This is a genomic window from Mesorhizobium sp. M2A.F.Ca.ET.039.01.1.1 (genome assembly GCF_003998035.1).
Taxonomy (GTDB): domain Bacteria; phylum Pseudomonadota; class Alphaproteobacteria; order Rhizobiales; family Rhizobiaceae; genus Mesorhizobium.
Genome location: NZ_RZRY01001509.1, coordinates 1 through 479, shown reverse-complemented (window position 1 = coordinate 479; position 479 = coordinate 1). Strand labels below are relative to the sequence as shown.

The following is a 479-nucleotide window of genomic DNA, read 5'->3' as shown; positions in this document are numbered from 1 at the left end:
TAGGTTCATCGTCCGATCGAAAACGGGGGCATGACAAGGTGACTACATCTCTAGGGAACGCCGACGTGGCGTTTGGTAAATAGCTCATCTCAGCAAGTTGGCCACGAGCTTGCCGATGCCACCCGTACTAGCGGTTCGTCTCGCGGCTAGCGCATGCGACGGGCTTTACTTCTCTGGTACGGCAACAGAGGGCGCGACTGCTTGGGGTCAAGCTGGTCAGGAACTTGTCCTGTCGCGCATTGGCTCCGGCTGTTTAAAAAAGCCGCTGCAACAGTGAGGAAACCACAATGTTTCACCCGCTTCCAGAAGAGCTGCGCGATATCGCGGGTCAACCCTTTCCACTTTATCCCTGCTCGAATGAATCTTGGTCAATCAAGCCGACGGCCGGCCGCTCAAGCTCGCGGGTTATGATATGTTCCATTCCGAAGGCGGGCACCCACCTATATGCCCGTCTGCTTGGACTGCTCGGGCTTGTACAG

At 56.4% G+C, this 479-nt stretch carries 1 protein-coding gene; it reads left to right on the top strand.

Features of this window, described 5'->3' with window-relative positions:
* Nucleotides 1-287: 287 nt before the first annotated feature.
* Nucleotides 288-479: hypothetical protein (locus tag EOA24_RS42690; RefSeq protein ID WP_210213671.1), on the top strand; the 192-nt coding region annotated here is incomplete at its 3' end.